This is a genomic window from Mesorhizobium sp. M0292 (assembly GCF_040321695.1).
In the GTDB taxonomy this organism is placed as follows: domain Bacteria; phylum Pseudomonadota; class Alphaproteobacteria; order Rhizobiales; family Rhizobiaceae; genus Mesorhizobium.
Window position 1 is genome coordinate 390,487 of record NZ_JAMYSB010000002.1, and the last position, 26,477, is coordinate 416,963.

The window sequence follows — 26,477 nt, forward strand, 5'->3', positions numbered from 1 at the left end:
AATTTTTCCGACCTTCCATAGAAACTGGCCCGGCTTTTGCTTGTCAAGGCGAACGATGGCAAAAGGCCCCTACCGAAGCATTATCTCACGCAAAATCGGAGAAAAAAGCCCGGCGGGGCGGCAAAAATCACGTCAGGAAACAAATTTCACGCTCAGAGCGTGAAACCTTCGCCGAGGTAGAGCCGGCGCACATCGGGGTTCGCCACCACCTCGTCGGCACGGCCATGAGTCAGCACCTGGCCGGCATGGATGATGTAGGCGCGGTCGATGAGGCCGAGCGTTTCGCGCACATTGTGGTCGGTAATCAGCACGCCGATGCCGCGCGCCGTTAGATGACGAACCAGCTGCTGGATGTCGGCGACGGCAATCGGGTCGATGCCGGCGAACGGCTCGTCGAGCAGCATGTAGGCCGGGCGCGTCGCCAAAGCTCGGGCGATCTCAAGACGCCGCCGCTCGCCACCCGACAGCGACATGGACGGCGACTTCCGCAGATGGCTGATGTGAAATTCCTCGAGCAGTTCGTCGAGATTGCGCTCGCGCACCTTGCGGTCCTTCTCAACCACTTCGAGCACGGCGCGGATGTTCTGCTCGACATTCAGGCCGCGGAAGATCGAGGCTTCCTGCGGCAAATAGCCGATGCCGAGGCGGGCGCGGCGGTACATCGGCATCGAGGTGACGTCGAAACCGTCGATCTCGATCGTTCCCTCATCGACCGGCACCAGGCCGGTGACCATGTAGAAACAGGTGGTCTTGCCGGCGCCGTTCGGCCCGAGCAGCCCGACAGCCTCGCCGGCGCGCACGCCGATGGTGACACCGCTGACCACCTTGCGGCCCTTGTAGCTCTTGGTCAGACCCTTGGCGATCAGGGTGCCCTTGAACTTCGCGGAATCGACGGTGACCGTGGCCGGTGCTGCAAGTTTACTGGCCGCCCGTCCCGGAAGGCGGGTCAGCAGCGAAGATACGCCAGTCATTCGGGCTTCGGGGCCTCGGATTTCGGTGGCGGCGTCATCGACATGATGACGCGCCCGCCGCAGCCATCGACCTGAGCAAGGCCGCTTTTCATCTGCACGGTGAGCTTGCAGCCCTTGAGGACGTTGGGTCCTTGGGACAAGACGACCTCCTTGCCCGACAGAACAAGCACCTGCGTCTTCATGTCGAACGTGGCGTTGTCGCCGGTGGCGATCTGGTCATTCGACTTGATGTAGACTTTGTTCTTGACCACCAGATGGTCGATATTGGCCGAACCGGTCATCGCCGAAGCGCCGGCGGCAGCACCTTTGGCGGCGTTGGGGTCCTTGACGTAGTAGACCTCCATGCTGCCGGCCTTGAGCAGCGTTGGCCCTTGCGTGACGGTGACGTTGCCGCTGAACAGCGCCATGCTGTCGGCCTGGCGGACCTCAAGTTTGTCGCTCTCGATCTGGATCGGCTGGTCGCCCGACAGTTTGAGCCCGGATTGGCTGCTGGCGCTGGACTGAGCCCAGGACGACGCCATACCCAGCAACAGCAAGGCCGAAGCTGCGGCGACAAGCCGTGCCGAATTACTGGGACGCATTCGATTCTCCGCTCTTTGCCTCTGCCGCCTTCATAGTGGCCGGATCGATGTGGACGCTTACTTTATTTTCAAAAACGACAACCTTGCCATTCTCCTCGACCGACATCGAACCCGCGGTGATCCGCGAGCCGTTACGGCTGACATCGACCGCATCCCCTGTCTTCATAGAGCCTTTGCCCATATCGAGGAAGACCGATTTGAAGATGGCAGCGACGCCGTCGGTGGTGGTGACGGTAACGTCGCTGGTCATGTCCATCGTGTTGGCGTTTCTGTTGTAGATGCCGCGCTTGGCGTCGACGGTCGCCACATTGTCGGCCGTCAGCGGCAATTTGGCATGGATGCCTTCGAGTTCGATGATGTCCTGCTTGCCGACATCCTGGATGGCGCGCAAGGCCGTCAGCGAATAGGGCAGCTTGTCCTTGGTGAAGCCGTTGAGCTTCGGATTGGCCATCACCAGCTTGCCATCCGCGAAAGCGGTGCCGTCTGCCTGTATCGAAATGTTGATCGGCGCCGCCAGATAGGAATAGACCGGAAACGCAACCGCGATCCCGGCGGCAAGCACCGGCACGGCGAACTTAAGCACGCGCACGCGGCGCGAGTGGCGCTGGGCGCGGTCGAAGGCGTCGCCGCGCGTGCCCGCTGGCGCCGTGGGCGCCAAGGCCGCATCGGCATTGGTCGGTTCGTTCGATCGCGCAAGCATGACTGACTTCTAATAAACCCTTGTCCGCCAAAACACCTGCTATAGGTGGGTTGCCGGCCCCCGCAAGCAAGCACAAGCGGAGGAAAACCGCAAAAATGTGACGGCCGCTGTTTTACAGACGGAACTCAGGCGACACAATTTCGTCACTTCATAGCAGAAACGAACGCGCCGCGTCATTTTTTCCTGAAATGCCTCCGTCGTGATGGTCGCTTCGTCGCACGCTCTTGAGGAAGAGGTAGCCGGGCGCGGACGCTTGCTTTAAAAGCATCGCTTCCCACCGACTGTGAGGCAGACCATGGCACTGAGAGCCGACGACCTGATCGACCGCCGCCGCTTGCGGCGCAAGCTGACCTTCTGGCGCGGCGCCGCCATTGCCATCGTGGCCCTTGGGGTGATTGCGCTTGCAAGCTGGTTCTATGGGGGCGACCTCGGCGGTTCTTCCGTCGACCACATCGCCAAGGTCAGGATCGAAGGCACCATCACCGAGGACGAGGAACTGATCAAGCGGCTGGAAACCATCCGCACATCCTCGCAGGTCAAGGGCGTCATCCTGGCGATCGATTCGCCCGGCGGCACCACGGTCGGCGGCGAATCGATCTACGAGGAGGTGCGCAAGCTTGCCGCCGACAAGCCGGTGGTGGCCGAGGTCGGCACGCTGGCCGCATCGGCCGGCTACATGATCGCCAGTGCCAGCGACCATATCGTTGCCCGCAAGACGTCGATCGTCGGCTCGATCGGTGTGCTCATCCAGTATCCCGATGTCAGCGGTCTGATGGACAAGGTCGGCATAAAGCTCGAGGAAGTGAAATCCTCGCCGCTGAAGGCATCGCCCTCGCCCTTCAAGCCGACCAATGAAGACGAGCGAGCCATGGTCCGCAAGCTCATCCTCGACAGCTATGACTGGTTCGTCGGCATCGTCGCCGAGCGCCGCAAAATGACCCGCGATCAGGCACTGGCCCTTGCCGACGGCTCGATCTTCACCGGCCGCCAGGGCCTTGCCAACGGTCTGATCGACGCTGTCGGCGGCGAGAGCGTGGCGATCGACTGGCTGGCGACCAAGGGTGTCGACGCCAAGCTCAAGGTGGTGGAATGGAAGGACACCGAGCGGCGTGGCGGCTTCCTGTTCTCGAAAGCAATAGCGCGCAGCGTCGGCAGCGCGCTCGGCCTGTCGGAGGCCGGCAGCGACGTGCTTCACGAAATTGGCGCGGATCGCTTGTTTCTTGACGGTCTCGTTTCCGTCTGGCACCCTTGATCTGCCGGTTGGGGCGAGTAAAAAAGCAAATAAAATCATCCTGATATTTGACCGCAGCGCTTTCACGGGGACCTTTCTGATGATCAAATCCGAGCTTGTGCAGATCATTGCCACGCGCAACCCGCATCTTTTCCTGCGCGACGTCGAAAACATCGTGGGAGCGATCTTCGACGAGATCACCGATGCCCTGGCGGAAGGCAACCGGGTCGAATTGCGCGGCTTCGGCGCTTTTTCGGTGAAAAATCGCCCTGCTCGCACCGGCCGCAACCCGCGCACCGGCGAATCCGTCGAGGTCGAGGAGAAGTGGGTGCCGTTCTTCAAGACCGGCAAGGAATTGCGTGAAAGGCTGAATGGCGGCAAGTAGGCGCGGACCAACGCGCCGGCGTTATCAAGGCCTGCCTTCTCCAGGGAATTTCTATGTTGAACCGCTTCATACTTATCGTGGTCTTCGTGCCGCTCGCCGTCATCCTGATTGCGCTGGCCGTCGCCAACCGCGAGCTGGTCGCCTTCACGCTCGACCCGTTCAACCCCGGCAATCCGAAATTGACGCTGACCTTGCCGCTGTTCATCTTCCTGTTCGTGGCGCTCGCCATCGGCATGGTCGTCGGCAGCCTGGCGACCTGGGTCAAGCAGGGCCGCTACCGCAAGCTGGCGCGCCAGCGCGGCGTCGAGGCCGAGAATTTGCGCCAGGCGGTCAGCCGGGTACCCGCCGCACCGCAAGGCTCGGGCCAGGGTCCGGCGCTGCCGAAGCCAACGGCCTGAAGCCGAAGCTTTTATCTTCGCGGAGTTTTGCATGCTGACCATTTCGGCCGACGCTGTCGACCAGGCGCTGACCTTTCCCGGGCTGGTCGAGACATTGCGCGCGGCCTTCCGCGAGGGTGCTGTGCAACCCGTCCGCCATCATCACGGGGTCGAGCGGCCCGACGGTGCCACATCCACGCTGCTTTTGATGCCGGCGTGGACCGACTTCCATGCGGCCGGCACGTCGGTCGGGGGTCATATCGGCGTCAAGATCGTCACCGTATCGCCCGACAACAACGCCATCGGCAAACCGGCGGTAATGGGGCTCTACCTCCTGCTCAACGGCGCCACCGGCGAGCCCGAAGCGCTGATCGACGGCCAACGGCTGACACAGTGGCGCACCGCTTGCGCCTCGGCGCTGGCCGCCTCCTATCTCGCCCGCGAGGACGCATCGCGGCTTCTGGTGGTCGGCGCCGGCGCGCTGTCGCCGTTCCTCGCCAAGGCGCACTCCGCGGTGCGGCCGATCAAGACCATCCGCATCTGGAACCGCACGCCCGCCAATGCCGAAAAGGTCGCGGCCGATTTGCGCGCGGACGGTTTCAACGCCGAGGCCGCAAGCGATCTCGACGCCGAACTCGCCGAGGCCGACATCGTCTCATCGGCGACGATCACGACGACGCCGCTGGTCAAGGGTGCGCTGCTCAAGCCGGGCGCGCATGCCGATCTGGTCGGCGGCTTCACGCCGACCATGCGCGAGAGCGACGACGACGCGATCGCGCGCGCCCGCGTCTATGTCGACACCCGCGCCGGCGCCACCAAGGAAGCCGGCGACATCGTCCAGCCGCTCGCCTCCGGCGTGCTGAAGCCGGAAGCCATCGTCGCCGATCTGCATGAGCTGGCGCGCGGGGAAAAACAGGGCCGGCAGAGCCCCACTGAGGTCACGCTGTTCAAGTCGGTCGGCGCCGCGCTTGAGGACCTTGCCGCCGGCATTGCCGTCTACAACGCGCTCAAGCAGTAGCCTCGGCGCCGGTGCTGCGATCGAACTTCCTGATCGCTTCCGCGCTGACCGGGGTGAAGAAGTTCACCAGATTGCCATCGGGATCGCGCAGCAGCAGCGACCGGTTACCCCATGGCATCGTCGTCGGCGTCTGTACGAAATCGCCGATGATTTTCGCCAGCCTGCCGTACTCAGCATCAACATCGGCGACGCGAAACTCGATGATCGCTGAGCGGTTGGCGGCCGGCTGCGCCACATCAGTTCCGAACAGGGCCAGCGTGCGGGTGCTGCCGATCGCCAGTGTGCAGGACGGCGTTGCCAGTTCGGCGAAATCGTCTGTGAACCAGGTTGCGGTAAGCCCGGTGATCGTCTCGTAGAATGCCACCAAGGGCTTGATCTGGTCGGTAATGATGCGGATCGAGACGAAGTCCATCTTATTCTCCTGGGGCAAGCGCGACGCTATCTGAAGACAATCGCTTGTCGCACAAGGCTGCTGACAACTTGGTGTCAGCAGCCTTGTCACGGTGCCTTGCCGATCCGGCGGCTGGATGCTTCAGCCTGCCTTCATGGCAGCGCCCATCGCCTCGGCGATCAGCGCGAAATCATGCGCGGTAATTTCGAACAGGCCAAAGCGCAGTTGATAACCCCAGTTCGATTTGCCCGCGGTGAAGTCGAACTGCTCGAGCAGCGGCTTGATCGGCGCCTCCTCGGCCTTGGCCCATTCGACATCCCTGCGGAATGGCGTGAAGCCACCGCCCATGTCGCCCTGGTAAGGCTCGCCTTCTCGCACGGTGCCGATTGCCGTGAAGGCCTGCAGGCCGTCTTTCTCTCGCAGAATTGTGGTCGGCGAGTAGTAGACCACACCGTCGCCGGGCTTGATGCGGCGCAAGGGTGCCGCCTTGCCGTGGTTGACCTGCATGAAGCCGGCCTCGCGGCCGCGCCGGACATGTTCGGCGGAAGCGACCGCGATCCAGTGTGCACTCATTTCTGTTCTCCAATGGCCTGTTCCCCATTGGCCTGTTCTCCGTCGTTCAGCCAGTAGACGCGCAGCCGGTGCTTGTCTGGGTCGAGCGCAACGAAGGTGCGGCCGAAGTCCATGTCGGTCGGCGTCTGCAGGATGGTCAAGCCGCGTCCTGCCCAGTCCGTGTAAGCGGCGTCCACCGCATCAGGCCGGTCCAACGCGAAGACGAGCTCCGCACCGCCGCCCGCGGCTGCGGCCGCCGGCTCCACGGTGTGGCGCGACCACAGGCCGAGCTTGAAGCCATTGTCGAGCACGAACAGCACGAAGGTCGGCGACGTCTCCACCGGCTGGCATCCCAGCAGCGCACCGTAGAAGGCGCCGCTCCGCTCCGGGCTGTCGACATAAAGGATGACGAAATTGGGGGTGTTCATGTCTGCTCTCCAGGGTTTCGATTGGAGGAGCATAGGTGACCCCACTGTCAGATTCTGGCAGCAGCGGCTTGCGAGGGCGTAGAAAGGAGCATTAAGCGCCGGGCTGGCGCTTCGGTGCGTCCAGCGTCGCGCGCCATTCCTTCAGCAGCGCCTGCCGACGACGTGGATAGCGGATATCCGTGGTGTTGAGCCCCGACATCCGGTCGGCGCGAAAATGTCTGAAATCCTGCCGCGTCTCGCACCAGGCCACCACCACCCGCACCTTGTCGAAAAAGCCGAGCGCGAATGGCCAGATCAAGCGCTCGGAGGCCGCGCCGCCGGCATCGCGGTAAAGAAAGCCGAGTTTTCTCTCGTTGCGGATCGCCTGGCGCACCAGGCCAAGGTCGATGCTTTCGACAGCATCGCCGTGCGGCCCGACCAAAAGCGCGGTCGCATCGAGGTCCTCGCGCAGATCATCCGGCAGCACAGCGGCGATCTTGGCCAGCGCGTCGGTGGTGGCGGCCGACAGCCGCTTGTCCGGTTGTCTGGCAACCCAACGCGATCCCAGAACGATGGCCTCGATCTCCTCGTCGGTGAACATCAGTGGCGGCAGCATGAAGCCGGGTTTCAGCACATAGCCCAGCCCAGCCTCGCCCTCGATCGGCGCGCCTTGCCCCTGCAGCGTGGCAATGTCGCGGTAGAGCGTTCGGATCGAAACGTCCATCTCGCCGGCAAGCGTGCGACCGCTCACCGGCCGGCGATGCCGGCGCAGGATCTGGATCAGGTCGAGCAGGCGTTCGGAACGGGACATGATTCGAGATTTGCCTGTTTCCTCAGCGAGGTCCACCACCTCAGACATTCGCACGCTCGACCATTTTGTTTGCGCAGCCGGTGACCCTATGCCAAAAGCGGCCTGCCGCCTCCGGAGACGCTCCTGCTTGAAGTCTTTTCGCGACAAACGCAGCGACAACCGTCCGCCCGCAAAAGGCAGGACCGAACATGCGCGGCCACAGCCGGAGACCGTACCAATCCGCCCCGAAGCCAGACAGCAACGCCACGAAACAAAACCGGACGACCGGTCTGATCCGAAGCCCGCCCCCCGTATCCTGGCGCGTCGCGAAGGCATCCTGCCCACTGAGCGCCTGCCGGTGATCCTCGAAGTGGCGCCCAATCAGGATTATGCACTGCTCGACAGCGGTGCCGGCGAGAAGCTCGAACAATACGGCCCCTACCGCATCGTGCGGCCCGAGGGACAGGCGATCTGGCAAAAGGCCTTACCGGCCAGGGACTGGGACCGCGCCGACGCCATCTTCACCGGCGACACCGACGAGGAAGGCATCGGCCGCTGGCGGTTCCCGAAGGTACCGCTGGGCGAGACCTGGCCGATGAAGCATGACGGCATCGACTATCTCGGCCGCTTCACCTCGTTTCGCCATGTCGGCGTCTTCCCCGAGCAGGCTTCGCACTGGGACCATATGGCCAGCCTGATCGCGGCGGCCAAGCGCCCGATCAAGGTGCTGAACCTGTTCGGCTATACCGGGCTCGCGTCTCTGGTGGCCGCCCGCGCCGGCGCCGAGGTCACCCATGTCGATGCCTCCAAGAAGGCGGTCGGCTGGGCGCGCGAAAACCAGGAAATGGCCGGTCTCGGCAGCAAGCCGATCCGCTGGATCGTCGACGATGCAGTGAAATTCGCCGAGCGCGAAGAGCGCCGCGGCAGCCGCTACGACATCATCCTGTTCGACCCGCCTGCCTATGGCCGCGGACCCAAGGGCGAGGTCTGGCAGTTGTTCGAGGACCTGCCCGGCCTGACCGACCTTTGCCGCGCGATCCTGACGCCGAAACCGGTCGCCATAGTGCTGACCGCCTATTCCATCCGCGCCTCCTTCTTCGCCATCCATGCCTTGATGCGCGACACCTTTGCCGGCATGGGCGGCACCGTTGAATCAGGCGAACTGATCATCCGCGAGCAATCTGCCGGCCGGGCGCTGTCGACATCGCTGTTTTCGCGCTGGGTGGCCTGAATGCCCGGGAGACCTGAATGCCCGGGAGTCCCGAATGAATGAGCGGCACGCAGGTGCGCCCGGGCAGGTCAAGGAAGTCACCAGCCTTGCCAATCCGCTGATCAAGGACATCAAGGCGCTCGCCCAGAAGAAATTCCGCGACCAGCAGAACGCCTTCATGGCCGAAGGGCTGAAGCTGGTCATCGACGCCCTCGACCTCGGCTGGTCGATCAGGACGCTGGTTTTCGCCAAGGCCGGACGCGGCAATGCGGCGGTCGAAAAGGTGGCGGCGCGCACGGTTGCCGCCGGCGGCACCGTGCTCGAAGTGTCCGAAAAAGTGCTGGTCGCCATCACCCGCCGTGACAATCCGCAAATGGTGGTCGGCGTCTTCCGGCAAAAACTGCTGCCGCTAAGAGACATCCGCGCTCACGACGGCGACGTCTGGGTGGCGCTCGACCGGGTGCGCGATCCCGGCAATCTCGGCACCGTCATCCGCACCGTCGATGCCGTCGGCGCCAAGGGCGTCATCCTGGTCGGCGAGACTACCGATCCTTTTTCTGTCGAGACCGTGCGCGCCACCATGGGCTCGATCTTCGCCGTGCCGGTGACCAAGGCGACGCCGGAAGCATTTCTGGCTTGGCGAAACAGCTTCTCGGGCCTGGTGGTCGGCACCCATCTGAAGGGTGCGGTCGACTACCGCTCGGTCGATTTCTCCCGAGGACCGGTGCTCTTGATGATGGGCAATGAGCAGCAGGGCCTGCCCGACAATCTGGCGGAAAGCTGCGACCGGCTGCTGCGGATTCCGCAGGCCGGCCGCGCCGATTCACTCAATTTGGCGGTCGCCACCGGAATCATGCTGTTCGAGATTCGGCGCGGCGCGCTGAAACTTGCCCCCGAGGACGCCACATCGTGAAATCATGGTCTCCCTATGCGCTGCTGGTGGTGGTGGCAATCGCGCTAGACCAGTGGATAAAGCATCTGATCGAGACCGGCCTCGTCTTCCAGGAAAAGCTCGACCTGGTGCCATTCCTGGCGCTGTTTCGCACCTACAATACCGGCATCGCCTTCTCGATGTTCTCGTCCTTCGGCGACACCGGCCTGGTCGTCATCGCGGTCGTGGTCGTTGCCTTCGTGCTTTATCTGGCGACGCGCACGCCCTCCGGCCATGTGCTGGCCCGCATCGGCTTTGCCCTGATCATCGGCGGCGCGATCGGCAATCTGATCGACCGCGCCGTCTACGGCCACGTCATCGACTATATATTGTTCCACACGCCGGTATGGTCCTTCGCCGTCTTCAACCTTGCCGATGCCTTCATTTCGGTCGGCGCGGCGCTGGTCGTCTTCGACGAGTTCATCGGCTGGCGGCGCGAGGCCAAGCCGCAAGGCCCAGAAGCCTGACGGCCCGACTCTTTTGACCAATTGACCTCGCCGGACGGTCGCCGCACAGTTCGGCCAGAGCCAGCCAATGCCGACCGCCAGCCTTTGCGAAGCCGAGGAGAAGAGATGCCTGAAACCTTCAAAGCCATCCTCGTTTCGCGCGACGCCGAAAAGAAACAGTCGGTGGAGGTCGTCGATTTCGGCGAAGCCGATCTGATGGAAGGCGACGTCACTGTCGCCGTCGAGGCGACGACGGTCAACTACAAGGACGGGCTGGCCATCACTGGGAAAGCGCCAGTGATCCGCCGCTGGCCGCTGGTGCCGGGCATCGATTTCGCCGGAACCGTCCTCTCCTCATCGCATGCCGACTGGCGCAAGGGCGACAAGGTCATCCTCAATGGCTGGGGCGTCGGCGAGACGCATTTCGGCGCCTATGCCGGGCGCGCCCGCGTCAACGGCGACTGGCTGGTGCCGTTGCCCGACGGCATCAGCGCGCACGATGCGATGGCGGTCGGCACCGCCGGCTATACGGCCATGCTCAGCGTCATGGCGCTGGAGCGGCACGGCATCCTGCCGGATCGCGGCCCGGTGGTGGTGACGGGTGCAGCCGGCGGCGTTGGGTCGGTCGCGGTCTCGATCCTGTCCAGCCTTGGCTATCACGTCATCGCCTCGACCGGCCGCAACGCCGAAAGCTCCTATCTGATCGACCTCGGTGCCGCCGAAGTGATTTCGCGCGAGGAACTCTCCCAGCCGGCCAAGCCGCTGGCCAAGGAGCGCTGGGCCGGCGGCATCGATGCCGTCGGCAGCCACACGCTGGCCAATGTGCTGTCGATGACCGCCTATGGCGGCGCGGTCGCCGCCTGCGGCCTGGCGGGTGGCATGGATCTGCCGTCGAGCGTCGCCCCGTTCATCCTGCGCGGCGTCTCGCTGCTCGGCATCGATTCGGTGATGGCGCCCAAGGCCGTGCGCCTCGAAGCCTGGCGCCGCATCGGCAGCGATCTCGATCTGCAAAAGCTCGCCGGCCTGTCGACGACCATCGGCTTCGACGACATCATCGCCGCCGCCCACGACATCGTCGAGGGCAAGATCAGGGGGCGCATGGTCGTGGATATGTGAGGCCCCGAAGCCGCCAGAACGGGCGGCAAAAATGCATGACCGCTAAAATTCGAACGATCCGCCGCGCTTTTCCATAATCTCTATCTGGCAAGGATTTCCGCATGATCGCGGAGTCCGCCAGGAAAGAGAAGAGCCGCGCCGAAAGCATCGACGGGCCGAACCCGGCGACGCCCAAGCGGCAGCATGTTGCCGCGCCGCCGCTGGCGCCGGATTTGCCGCGCCCCACGTCCGAGGGCCTGCCGTTCCTGACGGTGGTCGCCAGTGTCGTGCTGGCGGGCCTCTCCCACCTCACCGGTGCGCCGATCTTCATCACCCTCGGCCTGCTGGCGACAGGCGTTGCCGGCGTCGCCATGCACCTGCGCAACCGCCGCACCGTCCACCGCGCGACGGCCTTGCTCGACGAAACCGCCGCGCGCAGCCGCGCCGAGATCGAGACGCTGGCCGACCGCATGTGGGAGATGCAGGAGAGCGAGGAGCGTTTTCGCGGGCTGATCGATGCGCTCGGCGATCTCGTCGTCCACCGCGACCGCGACGGCCACATCGTCTATGCCAACATGGTTTTCGCCGGCCTCGTCGGAACCGATCAGCGCGACCTTGCCGGCAGGACTCTGGCCGACCTCGGCATCGATGTCGGTATCGTTCCCGACGCCGCCTTTTCGGATCACGAATGCCTGAGTTCCACCGACGTCTCCATCCGCACGCCGAACGGTCCGCGCTGGTTCTCGTGGATCGAACTGTCGGTGCGCGACAAGGATAGCGGCGCCGTCTCGCACCGGGCGATTGCCCGTGACATCACCGCCCGCAAGCGCGCCGAATCCTCGTTGATCACCGCGCGTGAGCGCGCCGAATATGCCAGCCAGGCCAAGTCGCGCTTCCTCGCCACCGTCAGCCATGAGATCCGCACGCCGATGAACGGCATCATGGGCATGGCCAAGCTTCTGGCTGACACCAATCTGTCGCCCGAGCAGCGCACCTATGTCGGCGCTGTCTCGACCTCGGCCAGCGCCCTTTTGGCGCTCATCGAGGATTTGCTCGACTATTCCAAGATAGAGGCCGGCCGTTTCGACCCGGAGCCGCAGCCGACATCGCTGCGCGAAATCGCCGACAACATCATCGAACTGATGGCGGCGAAAGCCTTCGCCAAGAACATCGGCCTCGGCTGTCATGTCGAGCCCGACGTGCCACAGATGATCATGGCCGATCCGGGAAGAGTCAGGCAGGTGCTGCTCAACCTGATCGGCAATGCGATCAAGTTCACCGACACCGGCGGCGTGCTGGTTTCGGTTGCACGGGCCCGCACCGAGACCAGCGACCGCATCTGCTTCACCGTCGCCGACACCGGCCCTGGCCTGCGCGAAGAGGATATGGAGCGCATCTTCGAGGAGTTCGAACAGTCCGACGGCACCTCGACCCGCACCCATGGCGGCGCCGGCCTCGGTCTGGCCATATCGAGGCGCCTGGTCGCCGCCATGGGCGGTGCCATTTCGGTGTCGAGCCGGCTTGGCGAGGGATCGGAATTCGTCTTCGAGATCCCGGCCGCAGGAGCAACCGAAGCACCGCAGAACCGGCAGAACATCCTGGCCGGCCGGCGCGCCGTGATCGTGTCGAAGAACGCCGTCGAGGCCGACGCCATCGCCCGCACCATCCGCGCCCATGGCGGCGCCGTCGACGTCGCCGCAACCGCTTCCCAGGCGACGCCCTTCGCCGAACATTGCGATGTGCTGTTGATCGACGCGGCCCTGGAGGACGGCGACGGCAGACTGCTCAAGCGCCTGCGCCAGAGTGGCTTTGCCGATTGCGAGGCGATCACGCTGATCGCGCCGACCGACCGCGGCATGCTTGGCGAATTCCGCACCAGCGGCTACGCCACCTTCCTGGCGAGGCCGGTGCGCGGCGAAACCCTGCTGCGCGTGCTGCTGACCAGTCATGCCCCTGCCTTGCCGCCGCCCAAGCCGGAAAAGACCGGCGCGTCCTCGCTTCGTGCCCATGGCGGGCGCCAGCAAGGTTTGTCGGTGCTGATCGCCGAAGACAACGACATCAACGCCATGCTTGCCCGCGCCACGCTTTTGAAGGCGGGACATCGCGTGAAAGTGGTCGGCAATGGCAAGGCCGCGGTCGAGGCGGTGACCGAAGCCGGGCTGAAAAATCGCTTCGATGTGGTGCTGATGGATTTGCACATGCCGGTGATGGACGGGCTGGACGCGATCGCCGCCATCCGCCGCCACGAAGAGGAAATGGCTGTGCCGCCGGTGCCAATCATGGTGCTTTCGGCCGACAGCCAGGAAAAGACCCGCCACGCCGTGCTCGCCCATGGCGCCAGCGGCTTCGTCACCAAGCCGCTCGATCCCGACGCGCTGGTCCATGCCGTCGAGGGCCAGGTGGCCGCCTGAAGCGACGCTGGAGAAATCCTCGCGTCACGTAGGTAGCCGAATGAGGGTTTTCGCCAGCCGACGAAGTATTGCCCGTCGCGCCGTATCACGGTACTGTCACAATCCTGTTGCACCTACACCGTATCCCCGTGCCAAGAGGGATGGCTCGAAGGAGAATCACTCGTGCATACAGTTATGCCGGAATGTGACACTCGGCCCAGCGCAGGCGGCGCTTTGCTCGCCGCGCGGAACGCCGATGCCGTCGCAACAGGCGCACCGCTGGGCCGTATCGGCAATCTCGAAGTGCGGCTTGCCCGCAATGAGGCCGAGATCGCCGCCGCGCAGGAAGTGCGCTACCGGGTGTTTTATGACGAGCTTGGCGCCAGGAAGGACCTGTTCCAGGCGCAGGACCGGCGCGACGCCGACCGCTTCGACCCGCTGTGCGACCATCTCCTCGTGCTGGACACTTCGATCTCCGGCCCCGAGCATCGCCGCATCGTCGGCACTTACCGCCTGCTGCGGCAAGAGATTGCGGCGACCGCCGGCGGCTTCTATTCCGAAGGCGAGTTCGAACTGACCAAGCTGATCGCCCGCCATCCCGGCCAGCGCTTCCTTGAGCTCGGCCGCTCCTGCGTGCTGCCGGAATACCGCTCGAAGCGCACCATCGAGGCGCTGTGGCAAGGCATCTGGGCCTACATCAACCACTATGAGATCGGCGTGATGACCGGTTGTGCCTCGTTCCCTGGCACGGTGCCGGCTGCGCATGCCGAGGCGCTCACCTACCTTGCCCATCACTGCCGGACCAACTCCGCCTGGGATGTGCGGGCGGTCTCCGGCCGCTATTGCTCGATGGATCTGATGCCGATCGAGGCAGTCAACGCCAAGGCGGCGATCGCGGCCATGCCGCCGCTGGTCAAGGGCTATCTGCGCGTCGGCGCCCGCATCGGCGACGGCTGCGTCATCGACCGTGAGTTCTCCACCGTCGATGTGTTCGTGGTGATGCCGGTCAAGGAAATCGGCGCCCGCTACGTCAACTATTATGGCGGGGAAGCGCAGCGCTTTGCGGCGTGAGGCAGTAGGCAGTAGGCAGTAGGCAGTAGTGAAGGCTGCCGCGAATTGCTGACTACCGACTATTCCCTATTCCCTATTCCCTATTCCCTATTCCCTATCCCCTCTCCCTACGGAATATCCTCCGGTCGCCGTCCCGGGCGGCTCTTGTAGGACGGAAAGGTCCAGCCGAATTTCAGCGCGCCGCCGCGCACCAGGAAAGCCGCGACGAAGCCGGCAATATCCGAGGCGAGCGGCGGCAGGCCGGCAAGATCGCCAAGTGTGTAGAGGCCGGCGCCCGCGAGTGCGGCGGTGACGTAGATTTCGGGCCTGAGCAGCACCGATGGCTCGCCGGCCAGCAGATCGCGCAGGATGCCGCCAAATGTGGCGGTCAACACGCCCATAACAACGGAGACGACCGGCGAGCCGGTGATGGCCAGCCCCTTGGCCGCGCCCATTACGGAAAAGGCCGCCAATCCGATGGCGTCGAGCCAGAGCAGCCATTTCCAGCGGGATTCGACGCGGTGGGCGATGAAGAAGACCAGCACCGCAACCGCCGCGCAAACCAGCACATAGCCGGAGTTGGCGACCCAAAAGACGGGCAGGTTGAGGATGACGTCGCGAAGCGTGCCGCCGCCAATGCCGGTGACGCTGGCCAGAAACAGGAAGCCGATAATGTCGAGCTGCTTGCGCGAAGCCGCCAACGCCCCGGTCGCGGCAAAGACGGCGACGCCGGCATAGTCGAGGAGGTCGATGGGTGTCAGGGACATGAGGTAGTAGGGATTGGGAATTAGGGAAAGTATGAATAACACGAAGCCGCGCGATTGATACGCCTGCCTATTCCCTATTCCCTATTCCCTACTGCCTACCCTACTCACGCATCCTTCTCGGCCTGCTCGTTCACCGGCCCCGGCTCGACCGGCGCTTCGGTGGCCGCGATCTTGGGGCCGCCCTTGGCGACCCCGACCATGGCCGGCCGCAGCACGCGCTCGCCGATCGAATAGCCCGGCTGCACGACCTGGACGACGGTGTTGGCCGGCACATCGGGATTGGGCACTTCGAACATCGCCTGGTGGAAATTCGGGTCGAACTTCTCACCTTCCGGTTCGAGCTTCTTCACCCCATGCCGTTCCAGCGTCGACAGCATGGCGCGCTCGGTGATCTCGACGCCGTCGATCAGCGCCTTGAAGCCGGCATCTCCGGCCGCTTTCGCCTCGGCGGGGATAGCATCGAGCGCGCGGCGCAGATTGTCCGACACCGACAGCATGTCGCGGGCGAAATTGGCCACCGCATAGGCGCGCGCATCATGCACGTCGCGGGCGGTGCGGCGGCGCAGATTCTCCATCTCGGCTGCGACGCGCAGCGCGCGGTCCTTCAGCTCCTCGTTTTCCTTCAGCAACCGCACCAGCGCTTCATAGTCGCCGTCGATGCCGCCTTGCGTGCGCTCGGCCTCGGCCGTTTCGATATCCTCGGGCGCGCGTTCGTCTTTTGTCTGGTCGCTCATCGCCATTTCCCGTCATTCGAATGGTTTGGATTTGCGCCCGATATCGAGGTTTGGCGGCCAAAAATCAAGGGGCAAGCCCAGGAGGACGCCCCACAGCAGGCAATGTTGCGGGCAGCCCGTCGGACTTGGTGCGGGGCGCAAGGACGTTCAAAATTAATTCAAACTTTACCGTAACGGCAGCCTTTGCTTGCCAATACCCCGCTATGGGGAACCATTCAAAGCTTGGAGGAGTTTTGAAACCGACACAGGATTTGAGACAATGGACCGCAATACTGGCAACAGAAGCGAAGAGCTCGCCGCCGACATCAGGCGCCAGTTCGGCACCGAGGCGACGACGCGCTTCTTGCGCACCTTGCCGGCCTTCCGCACCGAGGCCGACATTCCCGCCCGTTTCCGGGACCTGCTCGACCGGCTGGACGGCATAGAAGCCAGCATGGCCGGCGGCCAACGCCGTCAATAGCGATGCTATCGCGCGACAATTACGCGCAGTAATTTTGCGTGAGCTTTTCCTTGCGGCAGCGGGACGCCCCGCCTATGCTTCCTGATGAACATGATTTCCCCCGAGACGGCCGCCAACAGCAAGCGCGCCTGGTTGAAGATCCTGGCGCGCTACAAGAAGCCCGACCGGCGACGCAGCACTCTTGAACTCGCCATCACCCTTATTCCTTTCGTTACGCTGTGGGCGCTGTCTTCGGCAGCCTATTCCTATGGCCACTGGTGGGGCTTGATCCTGATCCTTCCCGCCGCCGGTTTTCTGGTGCGGATCTTCATGATCCAGCACGATTGCGGCCACGGCTCCTTCTTCGCCAACCGCACTGCCGACGACTGGATCGGCCGCGCGCTCGGCGTGCTGACGCTGACCCCTTACGATTGCTGGCGGCGCGCGCACGCCACCCATCACGCCAGCGCCGGCAATCTTGACGAGCGCGGCATGGGCGATATCAGGACGTTGACGGTTGCTGAATACCGGCAGCTGTCTTGGCGGGGACGCCTTGCCTATCGTCTCTACCGCCATCCCCTGGTGATGTTCGGCCTTGGCCCGATCTGGCTGTTCATCTTCGAGCAGAGGCTGCCGGTCGGCATGATGCGCGGCGGCCTGACGCCCTGGGTGTCGTCGATGACCACCAATCTCGGCATCGCGGTCGCGGCAGCGCTGCTTATCTGGCTGGTCGGCCCCGGCGCTTTCCTGATCGTCCATTTGCCGATCGTGATCCTGGCCGGATCGGCCGGAATCTGGCTGTTCTACGTCCAGCACCAGTTCGAGGAGACGGAATGGGCGAAGGACGAAGAGTGGGAATTCCAGCGTGCCGCCCTGCACGGCTCGTCCTATTATGATTTGCCGCCGGTGCTGAACTGGTTCACCGGCAATATCGGCGTCCATCACGTGCACCATCTCTCGGCCAAGGTGCCGGGCTACCGGCTGCAGGAAGTGCTGCGCGACTATCCCGAACTGCGCGGCATCGGCCGCGTCACGCTTCTCGACAGCCTGCGCTGCGTCAAGCTGGCGTTGTGGGACGAGAACCGCCGCAAGCTGATCTCGTTTCGCGAAGCGCGGGCCTTGGCCTGAAAGCAATTCCAGCAAAGTGTGAGGCGGTTTTCCGGGCTTTCGCTTGGGAATGCCGTAAGACAAAGAAAAAAACCGCCGCACCGAAGGCGCGGCGGCATCTTCCAAAAACCGGCTCAGGCAGCCTTGCGCTCCTCGCGCATCCAGACCTTGCAGCCCTGATCATGTCAGGCGCCTTTTCGGCGATCATGATGGACGGTGCATTGGTGTTGCCGCCGATGAGCGCCGATTCCTCCCTCGCGGCCGGCGGATATTTCCGTCCGGAGAGCCAGGAGAAGGCCCGATCACAGTCTTTGTAAAGACAGGCGAAATTACCGCTGCGTCAGATGTTGCGAACGCGCCGCCAGGAGTATTTCGGCCCCTTCGGCTCCGACGCTTCGGTCGGCTGATAGTAAAGGCCCAGCCCGCCTGTGCGGCCTTCTTCGAGGCGCTTCAGCAGAACCGGGTTGGAGATTTCGAACTCGTCGAAGCCGAGGCGCAGCATATGCGGCAGCTGGTCGACGAGCACCTGGCCAGTGGCGCGGACCGCGCCCTCGAAATGGTAGCGGCTGCGCAGCAATTCGCCCTTGGAAAACGAGCGGCCGTCGCTGAAGGCCGGGAAGGCCAGCGCCACCAGCGACAGCTGGTCGAGCAGATCCACAATCTTTTCCAGCTGGTCGCCGGGCTGCAGCGCGACGCCAAGCCGCTCCTTGGCCGAGCGCCGCACTTCGGCATCGAGGCCGAGAAATGCCTGCAACGGCAGGATGAAGCGGCCATTGCCCGCCAGTGCATCCGCACTTTCGGCATGTGTCCACTCGTCCTCGCGAAAACCCGTCCGGGTCCAGAGGCGGGTCTCCGCTGTCGTCGGTTCAGTCATCGAAAATTCCTAAAAGCCCCAAAATCGAAGTCCGCGAAAGCCGGTCCACACGAAACCGGCGGCCTCCGGGCGGAAGCCGCCGTTGCAGGCCAACCTCACCTGAATATCACCATAGCTTAAAGGGATGCGTCGGTCAGCGACACTTCCAGTCCCGACAGATGGATGCCGCACTCGGTCTTGGCATGACCGGCCCAGCGTCCGCTGCGCGCATCTTCGCCCGGCTGCACCGGCTGCGTGCATGGGAAGCAGCCGATCGACAGATAGCCGTACGCAACCAGCGGATTTTCGCGCAACGCATGCGCGCGCATGTAGTCGGCCTGATCGGATGTCGTCCAGTGCGCCAGCGGATTGATGCGTACGCGCGGGCCGACCGCCTCGAACACCGGCAGCGCGGCTCGCGTCGCCGCCTGGAAGCGCTTGCGGCCGGTCAGCCAGGCCCGGAAGGGGGCGACGCCGCGCGCCAGCGGCTCGACCTTGCGCACGTCGCAGCAGGCATCGGTGTTGCTCTGGTGCAGATTGCCGGTCGGATCGACCCGTTCGAGCGCTGCGTCTTCGGGCTTGATCACCCTGATGTTGGTCAGCCCGAAATCGGCGACCAGCGCATCGCGGTAGCCCAGCGTCTCTTCGAAATGCTTGCCGGTGTCCAGGAAGATGACCGGCAGCGTGCGGTCGACCTTGGCGATCATATGCAGCAGGACGGCGGAATCCGCGCCGAAGGACGACACGGCGGCGATCTCGTCATGAAACAATTCGCTCGCCGCGCGTTCGATGATGTCGAGCGGGCTCAGATGTCCATACAGCGCGTCGAAGCCCGCCGCTTTGGCGGCGATGCTGTCGTCGACGTCGAGGATGCGGTCAAGCGGCCTTGGTTTCGCCAGCATAGAGCGCCTCCTTGAACGGCGCGGGACCGACACGGCGGTAGGCGTCGATAAAACGTTCACTGGGCCCGAGCCGAAGGCCGAGATAGGTGTCGACGATCTGCTCGATGGCGTCGGTGATCTCTTCCGAAGAGAAGCCGCGGCCGATGATTTCGCCAACCGAGGTGTTCTCGTCGGCCGATCCGCCAAGCGTCACCTGGTAGAGCTCGGAGCCCTTCTTCTCGACGCCGAGGATACCGATATGGCCGACATGGTGGTGGCCGCAGGCATTGATGCAGCCGGAAATCTTCAGCTTCAATTCGCCGATCTCGCGCTGCCGCTCCAGCGAGGCGAAGCGAAGCGAAATCTCCTGCGCGATCGGGATCGAGCGCGCCGTCGCCAGCGCGCAATAGTCGAGGCCAGGGCACGCGATAATATCGCTGATCAGGTTGGAATTGGCCGTCGCCAGACCAATATCGACCAGCGCATCATAGACAGCCTTGAGATCGGCGCGCGCCACATGCGGCAGGATCAGGTTCTGCTCATGGCTGACGCGCAGTTCGTCGAACGCGTATTTCTCGGCGATGTCGGCGACCGCTTCCATCTGGCTGTCGGTGGCATCGCCCGGCACCTCGCCGATGCCTTTCAGCGAGATCGTCACCGCGGCATAGTCGGGATGGCGATGCGTCACGACATTCTGGTCGAGCCAATCCGAGAAGCTTTTGGAATCGAGCCGCGCCAGCTTGATCGCCGCGTCGCCTTCCGGCCGGGCGGTCAGTGCCGGCGGCGCGAAATAGGCGTCGATGGCACGGATGTCGGCTTCCGGCAGCTTCAGCTCGGCGTCCTTCAGCTCCTGCCATTCGGCCTCGACCTGGCGGGTGATTTCCTCGACGCCTGTCTCGTGGACGAGGATCTTGATGCGCGCCTTGTACTTGTTGTCGCGGCGGCCATAGAGGTTGTACACGCGCAGGATCGCCGTGCAGTAGGAAAGCAGGTCGGCTTCCGGCAGGAAGTCGCGGATCTTGCGCGCCACCATCGGCGTGCGGCCCTGGCCGCCACCGACATAGACGGCAAAGCCGAGCTCGCCGGCAGCGTTCTTCTTCAGATGCAGACCGATATCATGCGTCTGGATGGCGGCGCGGTCGCGCTCGGCCCCGGTCACCGCGATCTTGAACTTGCGCGGCAGGAACGAGAATTCCGGATGCACAGACGACCATTGCCGCAGGATCTCGGCATAGGGGCGCGGATCGGCGACCTCGTCGGCGGCGGCGCCGGCGAAATGGTCGGCGGTGACGTTGCGGATGCAATTGCCGCTGGTCTGGATGGCATGCATCTCGACGCTGGCGAGATCGGCCAGGATCGCCGGAATGTCGGACAGCGCCGGCCAGTTGAACTGGATGTTCTGGCGCGTGGTGAAGTGGCCGTAGCCCTTGTCGTATTTGCGCGCGATGTGGCCGAGCATGCGCAGTTGCGCGCTGTTCAGCGTGCCATAGGGCACCGCGATGCGCAGCATGTAGGCGTGCAGCTGCAGGTAGACGCCGTTCATCAGCCGCAGCGGCCGGAACTGATCCTCGGTGATCTCGCCGGACAGGCGGCGTTCGACCTGGTCGCTGAACTCGGCGACGCGGGCCTGGACAAAATCGTGGTCGAACTCATCGTAGCGGTACATGTTTCGTCTTTCAGGGCGCGTCCGCCCGTATTTTGTTAAGCTGCCCGCGCAGCCTGCTTGCCCAGATCTTCCCGGATGGTCGGGCCGGCGGCGCGGATCTTTTCGCGCAGCCGCACCGGCACGACGACGCCATTGACGACTTCAGCGTCGATCAGATTCACGTCGACAACCTGATTGTTGGCGTTGGCCTTGGCGCCGATTGCTTCCAGCCTGTCCTCTGCCGCTTGGTCATGGGCAAGGTCGGCATGGTCGACCGTCTCGGCCCAGCCGCCATCGGCATACCAGACGGCGATGCCGTCGGAGAGGCGGTTTGCGGTCAGTATCTTCATGGCTCGACCTCTGCGTCGGCCGCGTTGGCGGCGCCCTCATAGTTATGTGCCGCGAGCGGCTCGGAACGTTCAAAGTTGGCGCCGGCAACCGCGTCGCCGATGATGGTCATCACCGGACCGGCCAGATCGGCGCGCTCTTCCAGCGACGGCAAATCGGCCAGTGTGCCGTGGAAACGGCGGCGGTTCTGCAAGCTGGCATTCTCGACCACGGCAACCGCCGTGTCCGGCGACAGGCCGGCCTCGATCAGCCGTCCGGCGACTTCGGCGGCGACCGAGCGGCCCATATAGACGGCTACGGTGGCGCCGGAAATGGCGAGCTTGGCCCAATCCGGCAGCGAATTGCCCTTCAGATCATGGCCGGTGGTGAACACCATCGACGAGGAGACGCCGCGCAGCGTCAGCGGCAGCTCGAAATCGGCGGCGGCGGCAAAGGCGGCGGTGACCCCGGGAACGACATCATAGGCGATGCCGGCATCGCGCAGTGCGGCCATCTCCTCGCCGGCGCGGCCGAACACCAGCGGGTCGCCCGACTTCAGCCGCACGACGCGCTTGCCCTGCCTGCCGAGATCGACCAGCAGCGCATTGATCTCGGCCTGGCTCTTGGTGTGGCATCCCTTGCGTTTTCCGACCGGCAGCCGCTCGGCGTCGCGGCGGCCCATGGCGACGATCGCCTCCGGCACCAGCGCGTCATAGACGATGACGTCGGCTTCCATCAAAAGCCGATGCGCGCGCAGCGTCAGAAGATCCTCAGCACCTGGCCCGGCGCCAACCAACGCGATATGGCCCGAAGCCGGAGCCTTCGACAGCAACAGATCGGCGGCGGCGTCATGCGCCTGCGAAAGCTCGCCGGCTTCGACGGCGCGCGCCGGTGCACCCTGGAAAAAACTGCTCCAGAACTGGCGGCGGGCGTTGCCTTTCGGCAGCAGCTTTTCGGCGGCACCCCGGAACGAGGCGGCAAGCGCTGCCAGCGGCCCGAGCGACGGCGACAGCATGCGGTCGATGCGGCTGCGCAGCATCTGCGCCAGCACCGGACCCGCGCCTTCCGTGCCGATGGCGATGGCGACCGGGGCGCGGTTGACCAGCGCCGGGGTGAAGAAATCGCATAGCTCCGGCCGGTCGACGGCATTGACCGGAATGCCAAGGCGGCGCGCATCGTGGGCGACGCGGCGGTCGAGCGTCTCGTCGCCGCTGGCGGCAAACACCAGGACCGCGCCTTCGAGATGCGCGGCGTCGTAGGGGGCGTCGATACGGATGGCGCCGGTCGTGGCGATGAAGCTCAGCAATTCGGCGTCGGCAACATCGGCAATGATGCGAAGCACAGCACTCGACTGATCAAGTAGCCGCGCCTTGGCCAACGCTTCGCCTCCGCCGCCGACGATGGCCACGGCTTCGCCTTCGACCCGCATGAAGACCGGGAACGCGGTGAGCTTGGGATTGGTGTGCGGCATGACGAACAGATTCCGGAACAATTCGGCAGTTTTAGGCGCGGACGCGAAAAAGCTGAAGGAACCCACTCGCGCATCCCCTGACGGGAGGCAATCGGTTTTCCGCAAGCCAAAGGGCCAAGAGAAAAATATTCCACATCCGCATATCAGGCGGATTCAAGCTGCTGCCGCAGGCTTTGTTCTGCGGCTCTTTTATCCGGGAGCCGGCCAAGCTGCAAAATTATTTTTTCTAAATTCTACCAATCTAGTAGATTAAAGCCGTCACCTCGGACATTGCTCCGATAGACGATAGATCGGGCTTGATATGGCTGCGTGCGATCTCGGCGAACGAAGTGGAACGTTCCCGCTTCGCCACGCGTTCTGCCCCTGCCGTAACAGACAATCGTCGGCTGGATTTGAACCTTCAAGCAGGAGCCCGCAAATGAGCAAGATCAACCTGAAACATGGCCTTCTGGTCATGGTGGCCGATGGCGAGAAAGCGCTGTTCCTGAAGAACGAGGGCGACAATCTCTATCCGCACCTGCAGCTCTTCCAGGAGATGAACCAGGGCAATCCGGCAACGCGCGAACAAGGCAGCGACAGTCCCGGCCGCTACAATGACGGCCCCTCCGTGCATCGCAGCGCGGTTGAGGAAACCGACTGGCACCGGCAGGGCAAGGAACGCTTTGCCGAAGAGATCGCGGACCGGCTCTACAAGCTCGCCCATCACGGCATCTTCGACGACATCGTGCTGGTCGCGCCGCCGCTGGTGCTCGGCACCATGCGCAAGAAATTGCACAAGGAAGTCACCGACAAGGTGCAGGCGGAGATCCCAAAGACACTGACCAACCGCCCGCTGATCGACATCGAGGCCATGCTGCAGCAGGCAGCCTGACCCTATCTCATAGATCATTCGCGCGCGCAGCGTTTTCGCTGCGCGCGCCTTTCGTTTTTCGGCGCCTCTGGCCACCAATTTACGTCTCGCGGGTTGCGTCGCCCGCACCCCCTCCACCATATTGCAAAGGCGGCGGCTGCGGGCGGCGCACACCCGACATTTCCCGAAAGGCGCTCCATAGACAATGCCGCACGACACGCCCCTTATCGCCACCATCGTCGCCGGTCTGGGGCTGGCATTCATCTTCGGGGCGCTCGCCAACCGTTTTCGCATCCCGCCGCTGGTCGGCTATCTCGTCGCCGGCGTGCTGGTTGGACCGAACACGCCGGGTTTCGTCGCCGATGCCGGTCTTGCCAATGAGCTGGCCGAAATCGGCGTCATCCTGCTCATGTTCGGCGTCGGCCTGCATTTCTCGCTGAAGGATCTTCTCTCCGTCCGCGCCATCGCCGTACCCGGCGCCATCGTCCAGATCGGCTTTGCCACCGCGCTGGGCGCCGGCCTTGCCTGGATGCTCGGCTGGTCGATGGGCGCAGGCCTCGTCTTCGGCCTGGCGCTTTCCGTCGCGTCCACAGTGGTGCTGTTGCGCGCGTTGCAGGAGCGACGGCTGATCGAGACCGAGCGCGGCCGCATCGCCGTCGGCTGGCTGATCGTCGAGGACCTCGCCATGGTGCTGGCGCTGGTGCTTTTGCCGGCGTTGGCCGGCGTGCTCGGCGGCCAGCCGCAGGTCGATGACCATGCGAGCCTTTTGTCGCTGCCGGCCAGCTTCGGCATCTGGGGCGTCGTCGGCCTCACGCTGGCCAAGGTCGTCGCCTTCGTCATCGTCATGCTGGTGGTTGGCCGCCGCGTCATTCCGTGGATCCTGCATTACGTCGCCCATACCGGCTCGCGCGAACTGTTCCGGCTGGCGGTGCTGGCGATCGCGCTCGGCGTCGCCTTCGGCGCCGCCAAACTGTTCGGCGTCTCGCTGGCGCTCGGTGCCTTCTTCGCCGGCATGATCATGAGCGAATCCGAGCTCAGCCACCGCGCGGCGGAGGAATCACTGCCGCTGCGCGACGCCTTCTCGGTGCTGTTCTTCGTCTCGGTCGGCATGCTGTTCGATCCGTTCAGCCTGATGAGCAATGGCTGGCCGATCCTGGCGACGCTGGCCATCATCGTCATCGGCAAGTCGCTGGCCGCCTTCGTTATCGTCATCGCCTTCCGCTATCCGCTGGGAACCGCCTTGATGATCTCGGCCAGCCTCGCGCAGATCGGCGAATTCTCCTTCATCCTGGCGGAGCTCGGCGTCGGGCTGAAGCTGTTGCCCGAACAGGGACGCGACCTGATCCTGGCAGGCGCCATCCTGTCGATCCTGGTCAATCCGCTGATGTTCCTCGCCCTCGACTGGATGAAGCCATGGCTGGACGCGCGCGCCGCCAAGGCAGCACCACCGGAAGAGGCCAAGCCGGTCGGCCCGGCGACGCAGCCCGGACAAGTGGCCTCGGTGGCCGCCGCGGCAAAAGAGAATGGCCCACCGCCACGCACAACGCTTTCGGGCCACACCATCCTGATCGGCTACGGCCGCGTCGGCAGCCTGGTCGGCGCGGCGCTGAAACAGGCATCGCTGCCCTTCCTGGTCATCGAGGACGCCGACAAGACGCTGGCGAGGCTCAGAGACGACGGCGTCGAAATCGTCTCCGGCAATGCGGCCAATGGGGGCGTGTTTGCCGCCGCCAATCCGCAGGGGGCCAAACGCTTGATCCTTGCCATCCCCAACGCGTTCGAGGCCGGGCAGATCGTGCTCAGGGCACGCGCCGCGAATCCCGGCATCAACGTCATAGCGCGGGCCCATTCCGATGCCGAGGTCGAGCACCTGATGGGGCTCGGCGCCGACACCGTCATCATGGGCGAACGCGAGATCGCCCGCGGCATCGTGCAAGAAGTGCTGGAGCAAAAGCCGATGCCGCGCCCCGAAGCCATTGAGCCCTCCCCGGCCTGAGGCTTGCCACAGGCGCATCGATCATCCAACGAAGGCGGAGCCGCCATTGTGCGCGACGCTGGCGAGATACTTTGCCGGCGGCTTGCCAAGCGCCTTCTTGAACATGGTGATGAAGGCGGTGACGGAGCCATAGCCAAGATCGCCTGAAACCTGCTGCACGCTGGCACCCGAGGCCAGCTCCCTTATGGCGACGATCAGGTGCAATTGCTGGCGCCAGCGGCCGAAGCTCAGGCCGGTCTGCTTCACGATGAGACGGGCGAGGCTGCTTTCTGAGAGCGCAACACGGTTGGCCCACTCGGCAAGCGTGCTGCGATCGGCAGGGTTCTGCGCCAACGCTTCGGCGATCCGCCGCAAGCGCGGCTCGGCGGAGATCGGCAGATGCAGCTGCTGGACAGGCATGCGCGGCAGTTCCGAAAGCAGGATCGTGGTCAAGAGCCCGTCCCTCGCCTCATCTTCCTCCACGCGATCGGCCAGCTCGATGATCAGTTCGCGCAACAATGGCGAGATCGACAGCGTGCAGCACCGGTCCGGCAGATCGGCGGCTCCCGGCTCGATATAGACGAAGAAGATCCGCGCATTGGCGGTCGCGATGTTGCTGTGTTCCATACTGCCAGGAATCCACACACCGCAATGCGGCGGCACCATCCACAGGCCGCTCGGGACGCGGCAAGTGACGCCACCGCCGAGCGCAAAGACGAGCTGGCCCTTGCGGTGCCAATGGGCGGCGACTTCCGCTTTGGTTTCGGTGACATCGACGCGCACGGCAATCGCAGGTGCCTGCACATCATCGACATCGAAATTGACCCAGGGGTAGCGGAGCGGCTGCCTCATGATTGATGGCTTTTAGCGACTATTCGCGGTGATAGCTAAATTCTTTGATGC

The 26,477-nt window shown here is 64.1% G+C and carries 30 protein-coding genes; 15 read left to right on the forward strand and 15 right to left on the reverse strand.

Annotation, left to right across the window (positions count from 1 at the left end):
- Positions 1-152: 152 nt before the first annotated feature.
- The 3 genes from lptB to lptC are packed head-to-tail and all read right to left on the reverse strand — an operon-like array spanning position 153 to position 2,252.
- Positions 153-971, reverse strand: a complete 819-nt coding sequence (lptB, locus tag NKI96_RS04705; RefSeq protein WP_023700100.1) for an LPS export ABC transporter ATP-binding protein — start codon at positions 969-971, stop codon at positions 153-155.
- Complete coding sequence (locus tag NKI96_RS04710; RefSeq protein WP_023814707.1) at positions 968-1,552, reverse strand: LptA/OstA family protein; 585 nt, start codon at positions 1,550-1,552, stop codon at positions 968-970. The genes lptB and NKI96_RS04710 overlap by 4 nt, the downstream gene beginning before the upstream one ends.
- Positions 1,539-2,252: an LPS export ABC transporter periplasmic protein LptC gene (gene lptC, locus NKI96_RS04715; protein WP_023712338.1), complete on the reverse strand. Its 714-nt coding sequence runs from the start codon at positions 2,250-2,252 to the stop codon at positions 1,539-1,541. The genes NKI96_RS04710 and lptC overlap by 14 nt, the downstream gene beginning before the upstream one ends.
- A gap of 295 nt (positions 2,253-2,547) precedes the next feature.
- Between lptC and sppA the strand changes: the two genes are divergently transcribed.
- From sppA to lhpI, 4 genes are all read left to right on the forward strand, one after another.
- Positions 2,548-3,504 (forward strand): signal peptide peptidase SppA, encoded by a 957-nt coding sequence (sppA, locus tag NKI96_RS04720; RefSeq protein ID WP_023698204.1) that lies wholly within the window; start codon positions 2,548-2,550, stop codon positions 3,502-3,504.
- Between the two features lie 79 nt (positions 3,505-3,583).
- A complete protein-coding gene (locus NKI96_RS04725; RefSeq protein ID WP_006200394.1) occupies positions 3,584-3,868 on the forward strand; it encodes an integration host factor subunit beta in 285 nt (94 codons plus the stop codon).
- A 53-nt stretch (positions 3,869-3,921) separates the two neighbouring features.
- Complete coding sequence (locus NKI96_RS04730) at positions 3,922-4,266, forward strand: lipopolysaccharide assembly protein LapA domain-containing protein (RefSeq protein WP_023698203.1); 345 nt, start codon at positions 3,922-3,924, stop codon at positions 4,264-4,266.
- Positions 4,267-4,297: 31 nt separating this feature from the next.
- Positions 4,298-5,263, forward strand: a complete 966-nt coding sequence (gene lhpI / locus NKI96_RS04735; RefSeq protein WP_023712337.1) for a bifunctional Delta(1)-pyrroline-2-carboxylate/Delta(1)-piperideine-2-carboxylate reductase — start codon at positions 4,298-4,300, stop codon at positions 5,261-5,263.
- Here the strand turns inward: lhpI and NKI96_RS04740 are convergent.
- The 4 genes from NKI96_RS04740 to NKI96_RS04755 all read right to left on the reverse strand — a co-directional run bounded on the left by NKI96_RS04740 (position 5,253) and on the right by NKI96_RS04755 (position 7,424).
- Complete coding sequence (locus NKI96_RS04740) at positions 5,253-5,675, reverse strand: VOC family protein (RefSeq protein ID WP_023712336.1); 423 nt, start codon at positions 5,673-5,675, stop codon at positions 5,253-5,255. The genes lhpI and NKI96_RS04740 overlap by 11 nt on opposite strands.
- Before the next feature lie 120 nt (positions 5,676-5,795).
- The gene (locus tag NKI96_RS04745) at positions 5,796-6,227 is read right to left on the reverse strand and encodes an EVE domain-containing protein (RefSeq protein ID WP_352544910.1); all 432 of its coding nucleotides are present in this window, start codon (positions 6,225-6,227) and stop codon (positions 5,796-5,798) included.
- On the reverse strand, positions 6,224-6,634 hold the full coding sequence (locus NKI96_RS04750) for a VOC family protein (protein WP_352803134.1): 411 nt from the start codon (positions 6,632-6,634) through the stop codon (positions 6,224-6,226). Before NKI96_RS04750 ends, NKI96_RS04745 begins: the two co-directional genes overlap by 4 nt.
- Positions 6,635-6,725: 91 nt before the next feature.
- Positions 6,726-7,424 carry a helix-turn-helix transcriptional regulator gene (locus NKI96_RS04755; RefSeq protein WP_352803137.1) on the reverse strand — a complete coding sequence of 233 codons (699 nt, stop codon included), beginning with the start codon at positions 7,422-7,424 and terminating at the stop codon, positions 6,726-6,728.
- 127 nt (positions 7,425-7,551) lie between these two features.
- On the opposite strand from NKI96_RS04755, the gene NKI96_RS04760 reads away from it, so the two are divergent.
- The 6 genes from NKI96_RS04760 (at position 7,552) to olsB (ending at position 14,546) form a co-directional block, all read left to right on the forward strand.
- Positions 7,552-8,634, forward strand: coding sequence for an RsmD family RNA methyltransferase (locus tag NKI96_RS04760; protein WP_352544908.1), 1,083 nt, complete (start codon positions 7,552-7,554; stop codon positions 8,632-8,634).
- 34 nt (positions 8,635-8,668) lie between these two features.
- Positions 8,669-9,526 (forward strand): TrmH family RNA methyltransferase, encoded by an 858-nt coding sequence (locus NKI96_RS04765; RefSeq protein ID WP_023683061.1) that lies wholly within the window; start codon positions 8,669-8,671, stop codon positions 9,524-9,526.
- Positions 9,523-10,011 carry a signal peptidase II gene (lspA, locus tag NKI96_RS04770; protein WP_023669760.1) on the forward strand — a complete coding sequence of 163 codons (489 nt, stop codon included), beginning with the start codon at positions 9,523-9,525 and terminating at the stop codon, positions 10,009-10,011. Before NKI96_RS04765 ends, lspA begins: the two co-directional genes overlap by 4 nt.
- A 105-nt stretch (positions 10,012-10,116) precedes the next feature.
- Positions 10,117-11,106, forward strand: coding sequence for an acrylyl-CoA reductase (NADPH) (acuI, locus tag NKI96_RS04775; RefSeq protein WP_023740833.1), 990 nt, complete (start codon positions 10,117-10,119; stop codon positions 11,104-11,106).
- 101 nt (positions 11,107-11,207) lie between these two features.
- Positions 11,208-13,496 (forward strand): response regulator, encoded by a 2,289-nt coding sequence (locus NKI96_RS04780; RefSeq protein ID WP_352803140.1) that lies wholly within the window; start codon positions 11,208-11,210, stop codon positions 13,494-13,496.
- Positions 13,497-13,670: 174 nt separating this feature from the next.
- Positions 13,671-14,546: a l-ornithine N(alpha)-acyltransferase gene (gene olsB, locus NKI96_RS04785; RefSeq protein ID WP_023683057.1), complete on the forward strand. Its 876-nt coding sequence runs from the start codon at positions 13,671-13,673 to the stop codon at positions 14,544-14,546.
- A gap of 107 nt (positions 14,547-14,653) precedes the next feature.
- On the opposite strand, the gene NKI96_RS04790 is transcribed toward olsB, so the two are convergent.
- A complete protein-coding gene (locus tag NKI96_RS04790) occupies positions 14,654-15,286 on the reverse strand; it encodes a trimeric intracellular cation channel family protein (protein WP_023683056.1) in 633 nt (210 codons plus the stop codon).
- A gap of 110 nt (positions 15,287-15,396) precedes the next feature.
- Positions 15,397-16,026, reverse strand: a complete 630-nt coding sequence (grpE, locus tag NKI96_RS04795) for a nucleotide exchange factor GrpE (protein ID WP_023691975.1) — start codon at positions 16,024-16,026, stop codon at positions 15,397-15,399.
- Positions 16,027-16,285: 259 nt separating this feature from the next.
- Here grpE and NKI96_RS04800 point away from each other — a divergent pair, with 259 nt between their 5' ends.
- Complete coding sequence (locus NKI96_RS04800) at positions 16,286-16,486, forward strand: hypothetical protein (protein WP_023669766.1); 201 nt, start codon at positions 16,286-16,288, stop codon at positions 16,484-16,486.
- An 84-nt stretch (positions 16,487-16,570) separates the two neighbouring features.
- Complete coding sequence (locus NKI96_RS04805) at positions 16,571-17,593, forward strand: fatty acid desaturase (RefSeq protein WP_023691976.1); 1,023 nt, start codon at positions 16,571-16,573, stop codon at positions 17,591-17,593.
- Positions 17,594-17,912: 319 nt separating this feature from the next.
- Here the strand turns inward: NKI96_RS04805 and NKI96_RS04810 are convergent, their stop codons facing one another.
- From NKI96_RS04810 to cysG, 5 genes are all read right to left on the reverse strand, one after another.
- Positions 17,913-18,446 carry a DUF934 domain-containing protein gene (locus NKI96_RS04810; protein WP_023691978.1) on the reverse strand — a complete coding sequence of 178 codons (534 nt, stop codon included), beginning with the start codon at positions 18,444-18,446 and terminating at the stop codon, positions 17,913-17,915.
- Positions 18,447-18,562: 116 nt separating this feature from the next.
- Positions 18,563-19,327 carry a phosphoadenylyl-sulfate reductase gene (locus NKI96_RS04815; RefSeq protein ID WP_023691979.1) on the reverse strand — a complete coding sequence of 255 codons (765 nt, stop codon included), beginning with the start codon at positions 19,325-19,327 and terminating at the stop codon, positions 18,563-18,565.
- The gene (locus NKI96_RS04820; protein ID WP_023683051.1) at positions 19,302-20,972 is read right to left on the reverse strand and encodes a nitrite/sulfite reductase; all 1,671 of its coding nucleotides are present in this window, start codon (positions 20,970-20,972) and stop codon (positions 19,302-19,304) included. Before NKI96_RS04820 ends, NKI96_RS04815 begins: the two co-directional genes overlap by 26 nt.
- Positions 20,973-21,007: 35 nt before the next feature.
- The gene (locus NKI96_RS04825; RefSeq protein WP_023737532.1) at positions 21,008-21,301 is read right to left on the reverse strand and encodes a DUF2849 domain-containing protein; all 294 of its coding nucleotides are present in this window, start codon (positions 21,299-21,301) and stop codon (positions 21,008-21,010) included.
- Complete coding sequence (cysG, locus tag NKI96_RS04830; RefSeq protein ID WP_023704213.1) at positions 21,298-22,749, reverse strand: siroheme synthase CysG; 1,452 nt, start codon at positions 22,747-22,749, stop codon at positions 21,298-21,300. The genes NKI96_RS04825 and cysG overlap by 4 nt, the downstream gene beginning before the upstream one ends.
- Here cysG and NKI96_RS04835 point away from each other — a divergent pair.
- From NKI96_RS04835 to NKI96_RS04845, 3 genes are all read left to right on the forward strand, one after another.
- Positions 22,748-23,002 carry a hypothetical protein gene (locus NKI96_RS04835; protein ID WP_156933432.1) on the forward strand — a complete coding sequence of 85 codons (255 nt, stop codon included), beginning with the start codon at positions 22,748-22,750 and terminating at the stop codon, positions 23,000-23,002. The two genes, cysG and NKI96_RS04835, sit on opposite strands and share 2 nt — an antisense overlap.
- A gap of 165 nt (positions 23,003-23,167) precedes the next feature.
- Positions 23,168-23,620 (forward strand): baeRF12 domain-containing protein, encoded by a 453-nt coding sequence (locus tag NKI96_RS04840; protein WP_352762627.1) that lies wholly within the window; start codon positions 23,168-23,170, stop codon positions 23,618-23,620.
- A gap of 184 nt (positions 23,621-23,804) precedes the next feature.
- Complete coding sequence (locus tag NKI96_RS04845) at positions 23,805-25,595, forward strand: cation:proton antiporter domain-containing protein (RefSeq protein ID WP_023754253.1); 1,791 nt, start codon at positions 23,805-23,807, stop codon at positions 25,593-25,595.
- A gap of 21 nt (positions 25,596-25,616) precedes the next feature.
- Here NKI96_RS04845 and NKI96_RS04850 read toward each other — a convergent pair whose 3' ends face one another.
- Complete coding sequence (locus NKI96_RS04850) at positions 25,617-26,426, reverse strand: AraC family transcriptional regulator (protein ID WP_023754252.1); 810 nt, start codon at positions 26,424-26,426, stop codon at positions 25,617-25,619.
- Positions 26,427-26,477 lie beyond the last annotated feature (51 nt).